This window comes from Metamycoplasma subdolum, from assembly GCF_033546815.1.
GTDB lineage: Bacteria > Bacillota_I > Bacilli_A > Mycoplasmatales > Metamycoplasmataceae > Metamycoplasma > Metamycoplasma subdolum.
This window is the reverse complement of the sequence record NZ_CP137846.1, coordinates 354,985-368,424: the sequence shown is the minus strand read 5'-3', so window position 1 is coordinate 368,424 and position 13,440 is coordinate 354,985. Positions and strand designations below refer to the sequence as shown.

Sequence of the window (13,440 nt, the reverse complement as noted above, 5' to 3'; positions counted from 1 at the left end):
TAGCAATGCTGCTATTCGGTTATTTTTTCAAATTTTACTGAGTAATAATTTTTAAGTTTTTCTACTTGATCTTTTAACATTTTTTTGCATGCTTTGAAATATTTTGAAGGGGCTGGAAAATCTTCATGATTTTTTAGTTCAAAATCTTCTAATTTATCAATTCAAATTTTGTGTCTTATGTCCAAATTTTCAAACATTTGTTGATCGAAACTTGGCCAAAGATTTACAATTCTCCCGCCATAATTTTCAAGTGAAAATTTTAAGCTTTTTTTATCATATAAATTGAAATCAAAAAGAAAACTTTTTCCATTATCATAAATTGGAGCGGGTGAAATAAAACTATTGGTTAAACTATCGACTATAATTCCAAAATTTCCTAAGTGTCTATCAACATTCAAAATTATTGAATCAAAAAGCATTAAATTTTGAAAATTCTCTTTGCCAAAGACAATATTTAGATTTTTAATAAGGCTTTCTTTGCTATCATTTCCTTTAATGAAAAGTGTTGAAAAAGGAATAAAATTTTCACCCTTTTTAATAAATCATTCACAAGTATTTACTAGATTTTCTTCAATATTTTCAATATCATAATAAACTGCGTTGAGCTCTAATTGTTTAGCAATTTGACTAGCAAAAAATTCAGCATAAATTTGCATATATTCAATCTTGCTTCCAAACTTACTATTTGCCTTTTTTAAGTAAAATTTATCTTCTTCTTTTTTAATTGACTTTCTAAGCTCTCCCGGAAGCATAAAATCGGGTGAAAAAATATGTTTATTTTCTACTTTTATTTTTTCTTTTTGAATATTAGAAAGTAAGAAAATATTATCTATTTCATTTTTAAAATTATCAAATAAATTTATGTCTTTTCATTTTAAATTTAAACTTTTTTCGTCGCAAATTCAAAAATTATCTAGCATGGAAAGTCCAAGCCCAATTTCATAAAAAGAAAATGGATTAAATTTTTTGTCAAATAAATTCTCATATCCTTGTCTATTCAAAGGAGTTGGTCTTTCATACTCTAAATACTCTTGAATAATTGATGGTTCAAAATTAGATAAAAAAATAGGACATTTAGAAAAGTCAGCTTCCTTATTAAGGCTGCTTATTTCTTGTTTATTCAAGTCGTAATTAAAACTAAAACAAATAAAATCTTGATTTCTAAAGAAGTATTTTTTAATCATATTTTAATTTTAGTTAAAAAAAGTTATAAATTTGTTTAATTTCGTTTAGTTTTTAAATAAATTTAAATAATTCATTACAATAAATGTTTTTTTAACTAAATTTACGAACGTTATTTCAAAAACGGCCTCAAAAATGGTAAAATATAGAAAAATAATTAATAAAGGACTCACTATGCTAAGTAAACCATATAAAATTGCTTTAATTGTAAGCGGAGCTGTTACCGCTATTGCTACTATTGCTACAATTGCTATTGTTGCTAAGTATAAAAAAGACATTTCAAAGTAAATAAATACTTAAACAAAGAAATATAGATAATATAAAAAATAGCTTGTCTATTTTTTTATTTTTGTTCTTTTTTTATGTATAAAAAAGATTTAAAAAACATAAAAATTTTAAAAAAATATATATAATAAATATTGCACTTAATAAGGAGGGGTAGCGAAGCGGCCAAACGCGGGTGGCTGTAACCCACTTCCTCACGGTTCGGGGGTTCGAATCCCTCCCCCTCCACCATTATTTTGCCCCTTAGCCAAGTGGTAAGGCAGCGGTTTTTGGTACCGCCATCCGTTAGTTCGAATCTAACAGGGGCAGCCATATCATCTTTTAAGTAAGATGAAAAAATACGCGAAAAAATAAAACTAGACAACTGCTGAAAAGCGGTTGTTTTATTTTAATTCAATGACTTTTAAATAAGAGCAAATAATATAACCGACATTTCAATTATTTTGGTTTTTTAAATGCAAATTCAATAAAGTTTGTTATTAAATAAACCAAGAAAATAACATTTAGTTAGTTTTAATTTAAGTTAAAACTATTGCATTTAAAACATTTAAAACAATAGAAAAAAATACACATTTTAAGAAGGAAATCAATAATAATGAAGAAAAATATTTGATTATTAAACATAAGTTCACTAGCTCTTATTTCGCCAGTTTTAATATCAAGTGCTTGCACAGACAGAAAAGAAAGATCTAGAATTAAAAGACTAATTAAAGAAACAATTGAAAATAAAATTTTTGAATATAAAATTGAACCAGAACCTGACTCACAAATATTAATAAATGATAAAAAATATGAAATTAAAGATTATTTTTATGGTTTTGCAATTGGAAGTTATGAAAACATACAAAAACAGTATTCAAATGATTATTTTGTAATAGATGTAATGCCTATTAGAAGTTTTCATGACAATACAGAAAGATTTCCAGAAGATGATGGTTCCAAACCTTTATTAACTGAAAAGCAAGGAAATATTGTTTCATTAATATTAAACAAAGAGTTTGGAACAATAATTGGTTTATATGACGATCCAAATGTATACTCAGAAAATGATAAGTATTATGATTTAGAAACCTATTGAGGCTATCGTGGCAAAGGGTTTGGTGAAATTTTTGAAGATTTTTGCTATGATGAAGAAAACAAACAGTTAATTTTTAAATTACATTATTGTCATGTTGACAATTCAATAACTAAACGTCCTAAAACTGAAATAGCAATTTCAGAAGCTAAAATTAATTTAGATTTTTCCTCAAAAGAAAGCGGTTTAATAAAATGTAGTTGGTTTATTAAAAATCTTGCGCCTGATATGGAGCGCAAAAATAACATAGTTTTAAATAGTAAGTTAATCTTATCTAAAATTATTTATCCAGAAAAATAGATTTATATAAAAAAAATAAAGTGGAGTAGAAAAATACTTCACTTTTTAATTTGCTTATTACGCTTTTAGGCAAGACGAATATTATTTTAAAATTTGCTATAATTTTTTAATATGTATAAACACTCAGAGATTGAAAAAAAATGACAAAAATATTGGGAAGAAAATAAAACATTCAAAACTAAAGAAAAAGCTAATAAAAAAGCTTACATTTTAGACATGTTTCCTTATCCTTCAGGTGCTGGATTGCATGTCGGACATTTAGAAGGCTATACTGCAACTGACATTATAAGTAGATATAAAAGACTAAAAGGTTTTGATGTATTGCATCCAATTGGATGAGATGCATTTGGTCTTCCTGCTGAACAATATGCACTTAAAACAGGAAATCATCCTGCATCTTTTACTAATGAGAATATCAATAATTTTAGAAAACAATTAAAATCACTTGGTTTTTCATATGATTTTGACAAAGAAGTAAATACAACTGATCCAAAATTTTATGTTTGAACTCAATGAATTTTTAAGGAACTTTATAAAGAAGGGCTTGCATCAATTGAAGAAGTTGATGTTAATTGATGTGAAGGCCTTGGAACAGTGCTTTCAAATGAAGAAGTTATTGAAGTAAATGGTGTAAAAGTAAGTGAAAGGGGTAATTTTCCAGTTGTTAAAAAACCAATGAAACAATGAGTTTTAAAAATAACTCAATATGCTGAAAAATTACTTGAAGGACTTGAAGAACTTGACTGGCCAGAAAGTTTAAAACTTTTACAAAAAAATTGAATTGGAAAAAGCGAGGGTCATATTGTTAAATGAGAGGTTTCAAATACTAAAAAATACATTGAAACTTTCACTACTAGACTTGACACAATTTACGGTGTTTCAGCAGTTGTAATTAGTCCTGAACATCCACTTGTAAAAGAACTTACCAAAGGTGAATTTAAAAGTAAAGTTGAAGCTTATTTAAAAAAGACTAAGCTTAAAACTGAACTTGAAAGAACACAACTTGAAAAGGATAAAACTGGAGTTAATACTGGTTCATTTGTAGTTCACCCATTAACAAAAAAACTTATCCCTATTTGAGTTGCAGATTATGTTTTAATGAGCTATGGAACTGGGGCAGTAATGTCAGTTCCTGCACATGATGAAAGAGATTTTTTATTTAGTAAAAAGTACAATTTACCAGTAAATAAAATCATTGATGTTGATGATAAAAACCTTCCTTATTTAGGAGATGGAAAACATATAAATAGTGAATTGATAAATTCTAAAAATGTTCTTGAATCAAAGCAGATTTTAGAAAACTACTTGATTGAAAATAACATTGGAAAAAAGAAAGTTTCTTATAAATTAAGAGATTGAATTTTCAGTAGACAACGTTATTGAGGAGAACCTTTTCCAGTTCTTTTTGATGAAGATGGAAATATCTATTTAGTAAAAGAACTTGTGATGCTTCCTGAAACAAATAATATAAAACCTTCAAAATCAACTAAAGGGCCTTTAGCGAATATTAAAAGCTGAACAAACGTTACTATTAATGGTAAAAAATTTAGTCACGACACAAACGTTATGCCACAATGAGCTGGATCAAGTTGATATTACTTAGCATATATTTTAAAAAATCCAGATGGAAGTTATGTTCCTTTAGATAGCGATGAGGCAAAAAGAAGATTTGAATCATGACTTCCAGTTGACCTTTATATTGGTGGTCAAGAACATGCTGTTCTACACCTACTTTATGCTCGCTTTTGACATCGCTTTTTATTCGATATAGGAGTTGTCCCAACAAAAGAACCTTTTCATAAATTAGTTAATCAAGGACTTATTTTAGGACCAGATGGACAAAAGATGTCTAAGTCAATTGGAAATGTAATAAATCCTGATGAAATCGTTGCAAGTCATGGTGCTGATGCTATTCGAGTTTTTGAGATGTTTTTAGGGCCCTTAACTGATTCAAAATCATGAAGCACTGATGGGCTTAATGGCATTAGAAGGTGAATTGAAAAAATATATAATCAAGTTAATTATTTTGTAAGTGGAAACTTAAAACCAAATGATAAAAACGATGAACTTGAATCAAAAATTAATGAACTTATTTTGGATGTTGAAGATAATATTAACAAGTTGAAATTTAATATCGCTATTTCAAAAATGATGGTATTTATTAATTATTTAAGTTCATTAAAATCAATTCCTTCATATGATGTTCTGAAAAAATTTGCAATTATTTTTTCACCTTTTGCGCCACACCTAGCTGAAGAAATATTAGAACTAATTAATGCTCAAAGTTTGGAAAAACAAACTTGACCTTTTGTTGAAAAAGAAAAAATTATTCAAAAGAATGTTTCAATTGGAATTCAAGTAAACGGAAAAGTAAGAGGACAAATTGAAATTTTAGATTCTTGAGATGAAAAAGAAATAATTAAGCAAGCCAAACTTCAACCTAGTGTTAAAAAATGACTTGACGGTAAAAAGATAGTTAAAGAAATTTATGTCAAGGATAAAATATTAAATATCATAGTGAAATAAAATGCCGCAACATGCGGCTTTTTTCTTTCATAACATTATTACATAATGTATTAAGCGACTTTTCACAAAGTTTTCTCAAATTTGAAGAAAATTGTTTTTTGTTGCGTAAAGTAAAAGTTGGAGGGATAAAAAAATGCATGAATTTAAACCATTAGAAAAAACCAAGTGAAAAAACCTTGAAGGAGGCCTAGCAATTTCAGCCTTATTAACAACAATTTTTACTTTAATTCCATTAGGAGTTAGTGCAGTTACATCAATAGTAGGAGCTGTTAAACTTATGTCATCACCAAAAGGAGAATTTAAAACAAAAGATGGTGCAACAATGAAATGAGATAATAGTGAAAGCTCAACAGCATACAATTTTGGCATTCATTATGTAGTTTAAGAAGCTAGCCTAATTAGGCATGCTTTTTCATTTAAAAGATAAAAAAAATTAGCGAAACCGCTAATTTATAAATATTGAATTATTTTTTTGATTTAGATTTTTCCAAGATTTTTTGGAATCTTTCAACACGTCCACGTGCTTTAACAGTTGACCGGTCGCCAGTGTAAAATGCGTGACAGTTAGAGCAAACATCTAAAGTAACTTTTTCAGCAGTTGAACCGAAAACGTGTTCTTTACCGCATGAAGTACATGTTGCAGTAATTTGTTGAAATTTAGGGTGAATGTCTTTCTTCATATTTACTCCTTTTTAAAATTAAAATTGTTTAACTCTCAATTAACTGATTGTTATTTTAGCATAAAATTGAAAACTTGGAGTTTTAATTTTACTAAATTAAGTAATTTTTTGAATTAAATGTTTGGTTTTTTAATTTAGAATTTATTTTTTACTTTTAACTTTGCTTACATTTTCTCATTTTCAATTTAGAACTTCAGGCATGTCGTAACCATATTCTTTAATATATGCGTTATGTTCAGCAACCTTTTCATCCATTAATTTAGCAAATTTGTCACCATCTTTACCTAAAGTTGCAAGAGCAGCATCTTTTGCGATGTGGAAACGATCCATTTCTGAAAGTTGACGAATGTCAAATGAAGTTGTAATATCACCATTTTCACGGTATCCGTGAGGAATTAATTTTCTATTTTTACGTGGGTAGAAAATATCTCTTAGTTGTGCTTCAAATCCATGGAATGCAAAGACAACTGGTTTATTTGTAGTGAAGATTTTATCAAATTCTTTATCGCTAATTCCTCTTGGATCAATTGAAGGGTGACGAAGTTTTAATAAATCAAGAACATAAACGTATCTAATTTTTAAGTTTTTAAAGTGATTATTTAAATAAGTGATAGCACTAAGTGCTTCAATGTTTGGTTCAACTCCACTTGCAGCAATAACTAAATCTGGTTCTTCATCATCTTTACAAGTTGAAGCTCAATCAATAACTTTTAAACCTTTTTCAACAAGATATTCGGCTTCATCTTTAGTATAGAATTGGTCTCTTGGTTGTTTTGATGCAACAATTAAGTTAATTACGTTTCTTTCGGTTAGTGATTTATCCATTGTAGCTAATAAAGTGTTGGTATCAGCTGGAAGGTATTCACGAATAAGTTCTGGTCTTTTATCTGCAAGGTGGCCTAAAAGTCCGGGATCTTGGTGAGTGTAACCATTGTGATCTTGCTGAAAAGCAGTTGAAGTAGCAATAACGTTTAATGAAGGAAAATCTTTTCTTCAAGGAAGTTCTAAAGATTTTTTCATTCATTTCATATGTTGAGTCAACATTGTATCAACTACTCTTAAAAATGATTCATATGAAGCAAAAAATCCATGTCTTCCAGTTAGAACATAACCTTCTAAGAAGCCTTCGGCTTGGTGCTCTGAAAGTTGTGAATCAATAACTCTACCTTCAGGTCCAATTCATTCATCTAATAATGGATTAACTTCTTCAAGCCATTGTCTTTTAGTTACTTTAAAAATGTCATAAAGACGGTTTGATTTAGTTTCATCAGGACCGAAAATTCTAAAATTATCTGGGTTGTTTGTAATAACTTCACTTAAATATTTACCAAGTTCAACCATGTCTTGACTCTTGGTTTCACCTTTTTTAACATCAAGAGAGTATTTTTTTCAATCAGGTAAATTTAAAACTTTTGGATTAATTCCACCATTAGTTGCTGGGTTCATTGCCATTCTTTTTAAACCAGATGGAACTGTATCTTTAATATCTTGTACTACACTTCCATCATCTAAGAATAGTTCTTCTGGTTTATATGATTTTAGTCAATATGTTAAAGCGTCAACAGCCTCCATATTTTTAGCACTTACTGGAACTGGCACTTGGTGTGCTCTAAAACTCCCAACAAGTCTTTGGCCATTTCATTCGCTTGGACCAGTTCAACCTTTTGGAGTTTTAACAACCAACATTGGTCATTTAGGTCTAATTGCTTCGCTTGCTTTTTTCCCCTTGAAAAATGCTTTAATTTCAAGGATTTTTTCAATTGTTTTATCCATTGCTTTAGCCATTAAAACGTGCATTTTCTTAACATCATCGCCTTCAACAATTATTGCATCTCATCCCATTCCTGAGAAATAATCAATTAAGTCTTTGTTGCTTTTTCTTGCTAAAATTGTTGGGTTTGAAATTTTTCCACCATTAACATGAACAATTGGTAAAACCACTCCGTCATTTACTGGGTTAATAAAAACATTAGAGAATCAGCTTGCACAAAGTGGGCCAGTTTCAGCCTCTCCATCACCAACAACAGTTGCTGCGATTAAATCAGGTGAATCTAAAATTGCACCAGTTGCATGACTTAAACTATAACCAAGTTCACCGCCTTCATGAATTGAACCAGGAGTTTCAGGTGCAGCATGACTTGCAGTTCCGCCAGGGAATGAAAAACGTTTGAACATTTTTTGCATTCCTTTTGCATCTTGGCTAATTTCAGGATAAATTTCTGAATAAGATCCATCTAAATATGAGTTAGAAATCATAACTTGTCCGCCATGTCCCGGGCCTTCAATATAGAACATATTTAAATCATATTTTTTGATTACCCTATTTAAGTGAGCGTAAATAAAATTTTGACCAGGAATTGTTCCTCAATGTCCTATTGGATAGATTTTTACATCATCACTTGTTAATTCACTTTTTAAAAGTGGATTATTTCTTAAATACATTTGACCTACTGATAAATAGTTAGCAGCTCTAAAATATTTATTCATCTTTTCAAGATATTCTTTTGAATCGTAAATTGTTTTTTTCATTACTTCCTTACCTTATTTTTATAAAAATTCCTTATTTATTATTATGTAATAGTATTTAAATTGTATATGAAAAGATTTTAAATTTTAAACTAAAAGTCAATTTTAATTTAGTTACATTATTTCTATAAATTTAATTTTTTTGTTTTATTCAAAAGACAAAAAATAAATTTTTTATTTGATAAAAATTAGTATGTTTTATAAAAAAACATAATAAAAAAGTGACTTATTTAAAGTCACCTTTTTCTTGAAACTACAACTATCTTTCTTTGAAAGCTTCAACAAGTTTTTCTAATGCAGTAATCATTGTGTCTAATGCTTTGTTAATAGCTTGTTTTTCTTCTTTTGATGCTTTTTTGAAGTTTTCTCTGTCTTTTGCTAAAAGATCTTCTAGATTTTTTTTGCTTGCTTTGTCAAGTTTGTTTGATCCTAGTAATTTTTTAGCTCTTTTTTGTAGCTTTTTGTATTCCATGTCTTCTTTTGTACAGCTAATTGTTGCTAAAGGTAAAAGAGCAACTGCTGCAGCACCTAGACCTAAAAATATTTTTTTGCTTTTCATTTTATCTCCTTGAATTACATTTTTTTTAACTCTCAACTATTATATAAATTTTAAATTTTTAGGCTTAATTTTTGCTAATTTTTCAAGTTTTAACACATAAAAAAGCAAAAAAATTCCACTTTTATTGCAAATTTAATTTTTATATTTTTCTAACTACTTTTTCTTTCATTTTGTGGTAAATTATAGGTCAAATTTTTAGCCAAAAAACTGCTTAAAATTAAGGAAATTTTTTAACTTAAAACATTAAGTTAATTAACCTTTCTAAAGAAAAAAATATTTTTTTATAGTATTTTTTATTTTCTTGTTATAATTGAAAAGCAACTACAACTTTGACACATAAGGTTACGGTACGCCGAGCTTAGTTGTTTTACTCGGGTATTGACAATTTATGTTGAGTTAGTTCAAAATAAGAACAAAGGAGAACAACATGAGTAAATTAGAAATTAAACTAAAGTCATTTGACGTTAATCAAATTGATGATGCTGCTAAAAAAATCGTAATGCTTGCGAAAAGTGAAAAGGCTACAATTAGTGGTCCTATTCCTTTACCTACTCGTAAAGAAATCATTACAATTTTAAGATCTGTTCATGTTAATAAAACTAGCCGTGAACAATTTGAAAGCAGAACTCACAAGAGGTTAATTGTTTTAAGCAATGTTTCAGATGCTTTAGTTGACAAAGCAAAAAGACTTGAACTTCCAGCCGGAGTTCAAATTAGTGTAAAAACTGTTAAGTAGTTAGCTAACAGTATTTTATTTTTTTTAAGGTATTTTTTTTGTGCAAAAAATGCTTACAAAAACACAGAATGAAAGGAAAATGATGAAAGGAATCTTAGGACGTAAAGTTGGAATGACTCAACTATTTACTTCAGATGGACGTTTAGTTCCTGTTACATTAGTTGAAGTTAAACCAAATGTTGTGACTAGCATTCTTACTTTAGAAAAAAACGGTTATGTTGCTACTCAACTTGCCGTTGAAGATAAGAAGAAGACACATTTCAAAAAACCTGAAATTAACCATTTCAAAAAAGCAAACACAACACCTAAGCGCTTCGTAAAAGAAATCCGCAACATGTCAGGATATGCATTAGGTGATACAATTGATGCCTCATTATTTAGTGCTGGTGAAATTGTTGACGTGACTGCGATTTCAAAAGGTAAAGGATTTGCCGGAACCATTAAGAGATGAAACCAACACATTGGACCTAAATCTCATGGTGGTGGGGGTGGTTCTAAACCTATCAGACAAGTTGGATCACTAGGAGATATTAACGGAAATAGCGTTTGACCTGGTATGCACGGTGCTGGACATCTAGGAGTTGAACAAGTAACAAATCAAAACCTAGAAATTGTTAAAGAAGACAGCGAAAATAACTTATTAATCATCAAAGGTTCAATTCCTGGACCAAAAGGTGCTTTTGTAGTTATTAAAGAAGCAAAAACTTCACTAGTTAAAAAAGCTGAAAAACCAATTGAACTTGTTAATCTAAAAGAAGCACTTGCTAAAAACGAATTACTTGAACAAGCTAAAAAATATAATTTAGACTTAAACTCACAAATGACAGTTAAACAAATGAAAACACTTCTAGATGAAGCTATTGCTAAGGAAGAAGCTGAAAAGGCAAAAGCTGAAGAAAATAAAGAAGAAAAAGCAGAAGGAGATAAATAATGGCTGAAAGTAAAAAACTAGACAGCAAAAAATCTACTGCTAAAAAAGAAATAGTTAAAAAAACTGCTGTTAAGAAGCCTACTGAAAAAGTAGTTAAACCTAAAAAAGAAACTGTTAAAAAAGAAGTTAAAACCGAAAAAGTAGTTAAGACTAAAAAAGAAGTGGTTAAAAATTCATCAACTACTAAAGAAGTTAAAAAACCTTCTTTAAAAGTTGAAACTAAACCTAAAAAAGCAACTAAAAAAGAAGCTGTTAAAGTTCAAGTAAAAAGTGCAAAAGTTCAAAACAAAGTTAAATTAGAAGCAACTTTACCAAAATCAGTATTTGGGATTAGTAAAGTTTATTCACAAGCAATCTTTGATGCAATTTTATCTGAAAGAGCATCAAAACGTTTTTCAACTCACAAAGTAAAATCACGTGCTGAAGTAAGCGGAACTGGTAAAAAACCATTCGCTCAAAAAGGTACAGGTAATGCTCGTGCTGGATCATTAAGAAGTCCAATTATGGTCGGTGGTGGTAGAGCATTTGGACCTACAACTGAAAGAAATTACAATCTAAAAGTAAACAAAAAAGTAAGAAAAAATGCTCTATTATCAGCACTTACTCTTCTTGCTAAAGATCACGCTGTTTTAGTTCATGAATTCAAAATCAAACAACCATCAACTAAAACTTTATTAATCGAACTTAACAAACACGGACTTTTAAATACAAGAAAAGTTGTGATTGTATCAGGCGACGAAAATGTATTTTTATCAGCAAGAAACTTACCATTTGTTGAAGTTACAAAAGTTACATCTCTATCAGTTGAACAACTTGTTGCTGCCGATGCACTTATCTTAACCAAAGATGATGTTAAATACTTAGAAGGGATGGTGAAATAATGAATATTAATGAAGTTATTAAATATCCAATTTCTACTGAAAAATCAGAAATGGCTCGTTCAGGAAGAAATATTTATACCTTTGCAGTTGACCCGAGAGCTAATAAAATACAAGTTAAAAAAGCTGTTGAATTCATCTTTGATGTTAAGGTTTTAAAAGTTAATATAACTAACTATGATAAAAAGCCAAAAAGACTTGGAAGATCACAAGGATTTGGTAACGCTTTGAAAAAAGCATTCGTTTATCTAGATGAAAAATCTAAGATCATTCTATATGCTGAAGAAGCTGAAGAACTTAGAAAACAAGCTGAAAAAGAAGCCAAAAAAGCTAAAAAAGATGCTAAAAAAGGCGAACTTACTGAAGCTGAGAAAAAAGCAGCTGAAAAAATTGCTGCTGCAAAAGCTAAAAAAGAAGAAAGCGAAAAATCTTCTTCAAAAAATGCAAACGAAGTTAAAAAACCAGTTGCTAAGAAAATTGCTGCAACCAAAACTTCTACTGCTACTACAAAGAGTGCAACTACAAGAAAAATTGCACCTAAAAGCAAATAATTAGTTTTGAAAAAAATATAAAACTAATCAAAAAAATAAATTAATTAATCTAAAAGAAACAAATATTTTTAGATAAGGAGAAATTATGGCAATTAAAAAATTTAAAGCCTATACAAACGGTCGCCGTAATATGTCTTCACTTGATTACAAAGCAAACTTAACAGGTCACTTACCTGAAAAATCATTGCTAGTTCCACTTCCTACAAAAGCTGGAAGAAATAGTCAAGGAAAAATTACAACCCGTCATAAAGGTGGAAGACTTAAAAGATTTTATCGTCTAATTGACTTTAAAAGAAATAAGGATTTAATCCCTGCAACTGTACGTACTATTGAATATGATCCAAATAGATCAGCAAACATTTCATTAGTAGTATACAAAGATGGTGAAAAAAGATATATTATCAGTCCAAAAGGTATTAAAGTTGGTCAAGAAATTATTTCAGGAGATAATGTTGACATCAAAATTGGTAACTCATTGCCTTTAAAAAACATTCCTGAAGGTACCTTCGTTCACAACATTGAACTTAAACCAAAACAAGGAGCAATTATTGCTCGTTCAGCAGGATCAAGTGCTCAAATTCTAGGTAAAGATGAAAGCGGAAGATACATCATCTTACGTCTTAAATCAGGCGAAGTTAGAAAAGTTTTAGGACTTTGTCGTGCTACTGTTGGTGAAGTTGGAAATGAAGAACATTCACTTGTAAATATTGGAAAAGCTGGAAGAAACAGATTAAAAGGTATTAGACCTACTGTTAGAGGTTCAGCAATGAACCCAAATGATCACCCACATGGTGGTGGTGAAGGTAAACAACCTATTGGTAGAAAATCACCAATGACACCTTGAGGTAAAAAAGCACTTGGTGTTAAAACTAGAAGAACCAAGAAAGCATCAAATCAATTTATTATTAGAAGAAGAAAGGAATCTAAATAATGGCACGTTCATTAAAAAAACCTCCATTTGTTGATGAGCATTTAATGAAAAAAGTTATGGCTATCGTTGAAGGTAAAAACCCAAAACGTCCAATCAAAACCTGATCAAGACGTTCAACAATTTATCCTGATTTCGTTGGCTTAACTTTTCAAGTACATAATGGAAAAGCATTTGTTGATGTTTTTGTAACTAATGATATGGTTGGACACAAACTTGGAGAATTTTCACCTACAAGAACATTCTCTGGACATGGTGCAGATAAGGGGAAGAAATAGTAAAT

Annotated in this window: 13 protein-coding genes and 2 tRNA genes; 11 read left to right on the top strand and 4 right to left on the bottom strand. The window is 29.4% G+C overall.

Annotation, left to right across the window (positions count from 1 at the left end):
* Positions 1-11: 11 nt before the first annotated feature.
* Positions 12-1,184, bottom strand: a complete 1,173-nt coding sequence (locus R9C05_RS01640) for a HipA family kinase (protein ID WP_121940693.1) — start codon at positions 1,182-1,184, stop codon at positions 12-14.
* Between the two features lie 430 nt (positions 1,185-1,614).
* On the opposite strand from R9C05_RS01640, the gene R9C05_RS01635 reads away from it, so the two are divergent.
* The 5 genes from R9C05_RS01635 (at position 1,615) to R9C05_RS01615 (ending at position 5,753) form a co-directional block, all read left to right on the top strand.
* Positions 1,615-1,698, top strand: a tRNA-Tyr gene (locus tag R9C05_RS01635).
* Positions 1,699-1,704: 6 nt separating this feature from the next.
* Positions 1,705-1,779, top strand: a tRNA-Gln gene (locus R9C05_RS01630).
* Between the two features lie 283 nt (positions 1,780-2,062).
* Positions 2,063-2,842, top strand: coding sequence for a hypothetical protein (locus R9C05_RS01625; protein WP_121940694.1), 780 nt, complete (start codon positions 2,063-2,065; stop codon positions 2,840-2,842).
* 111 nt (positions 2,843-2,953) lie between these two features.
* Positions 2,954-5,368 carry a leucine--tRNA ligase gene (gene leuS, locus R9C05_RS01620; protein WP_121940695.1) on the top strand — a complete coding sequence of 805 codons (2,415 nt, stop codon included), beginning with the start codon at positions 2,954-2,956 and terminating at the stop codon, positions 5,366-5,368.
* A 133-nt stretch (positions 5,369-5,501) separates the two neighbouring features.
* Positions 5,502-5,753, top strand: a complete 252-nt coding sequence (locus R9C05_RS01615) for a hypothetical protein (protein WP_121940696.1) — start codon at positions 5,502-5,504, stop codon at positions 5,751-5,753.
* 79 nt (positions 5,754-5,832) lie between these two features.
* Here R9C05_RS01615 and rpmE read toward each other — a convergent pair whose 3' ends face one another.
* The 3 genes from rpmE to R9C05_RS01600 form a co-directional block, all read right to left on the bottom strand.
* Positions 5,833-6,048: a 50S ribosomal protein L31 gene (rpmE, locus tag R9C05_RS01610; RefSeq protein ID WP_121940697.1), complete on the bottom strand. Its 216-nt coding sequence runs from the start codon at positions 6,046-6,048 to the stop codon at positions 5,833-5,835.
* A gap of 141 nt (positions 6,049-6,189) precedes the next feature.
* Positions 6,190-8,577 (bottom strand): phosphoketolase family protein, encoded by a 2,388-nt coding sequence (locus tag R9C05_RS01605; protein WP_318613894.1) that lies wholly within the window; start codon positions 8,575-8,577, stop codon positions 6,190-6,192.
* A 256-nt stretch (positions 8,578-8,833) separates the two neighbouring features.
* Positions 8,834-9,133, bottom strand: a complete 300-nt coding sequence (locus tag R9C05_RS01600) for a hypothetical protein (protein ID WP_121940699.1) — start codon at positions 9,131-9,133, stop codon at positions 8,834-8,836.
* Between the two features lie 427 nt (positions 9,134-9,560).
* Between R9C05_RS01600 and rpsJ the strand changes: the two genes are divergently transcribed.
* The 6 genes from rpsJ (at position 9,561) to rpsS (ending at position 13,435) form a co-directional block, all read left to right on the top strand.
* Entirely contained in the window at positions 9,561-9,869 is a 309-nt protein-coding gene (rpsJ, locus tag R9C05_RS01595; RefSeq protein WP_121940700.1) for a 30S ribosomal protein S10, read from the top strand.
* Positions 9,870-9,951: 82 nt separating this feature from the next.
* Positions 9,952-10,800: a 50S ribosomal protein L3 gene (rplC, locus tag R9C05_RS01590; RefSeq protein ID WP_121940701.1), complete on the top strand. Its 849-nt coding sequence runs from the start codon at positions 9,952-9,954 to the stop codon at positions 10,798-10,800.
* Positions 10,800-11,681, top strand: coding sequence for a 50S ribosomal protein L4 (gene rplD, locus R9C05_RS01585; RefSeq protein ID WP_121940702.1), 882 nt, complete (start codon positions 10,800-10,802; stop codon positions 11,679-11,681). The genes rplC and rplD overlap by 1 nt, the downstream gene beginning before the upstream one ends.
* Positions 11,681-12,229 (top strand): 50S ribosomal protein L23, encoded by a 549-nt coding sequence (rplW, locus tag R9C05_RS01580; protein ID WP_121940703.1) that lies wholly within the window; start codon positions 11,681-11,683, stop codon positions 12,227-12,229. Before rplD ends, rplW begins: the two co-directional genes overlap by 1 nt.
* Positions 12,230-12,314: 85 nt before the next feature.
* Positions 12,315-13,160, top strand: coding sequence for a 50S ribosomal protein L2 (gene rplB / locus R9C05_RS01575; RefSeq protein WP_318613893.1), 846 nt, complete (start codon positions 12,315-12,317; stop codon positions 13,158-13,160).
* A complete protein-coding gene (gene rpsS, locus R9C05_RS01570; RefSeq protein ID WP_121940705.1) occupies positions 13,160-13,435 on the top strand; it encodes a 30S ribosomal protein S19 in 276 nt (91 codons plus the stop codon). The genes rplB and rpsS overlap by 1 nt, the downstream gene beginning before the upstream one ends.
* Positions 13,436-13,440: the final 5 nt, after the last annotated feature.